We start from the raw sequence: 270 nt of genomic DNA, 5'->3' as shown, positions 1-270 counted from the left end.
CAGCGAACGCAACCCCAAACGCGTGCCGGCGCTGAAAGTGAAGCTCAAGGACTCGCCAGTGTACGTGGGCGTGAACAAGAACGAGCCGGCGCTGCTGGAGAAGGTCAACCAGATACTGGTCGCGGCCAAGGCCAATGGCAGCCTGGAGAAAAACGCACTGCAATGGCTGAAAGAGCCACTGCCCGCCGATCTCTGAAGCGACGGAGCTGACTCATGGCGTATCAATTTGACTTCGTGCCGGTGCTGGCCAATACCGACCTGCTGTTGCGC

Annotated in this window: 1 pseudogene; it reads left to right on the top strand. The window is 59.6% G+C overall.

The window, feature by feature from the left end:
• Positions 1–196 (top strand): annotated as a pseudogene (locus ACW9IR_RS29930) (transporter substrate-binding domain-containing protein); the annotation flags it as partial.
• Positions 197–270: the final 74 nt, after the last annotated feature.

This window comes from Pseudomonas sp. SDT291_1_S447 (assembly GCF_054070155.1).
Note: the sequence above shows the minus strand (reverse complement) of the source record. Positions and strands in the feature narration are given on the sequence as shown.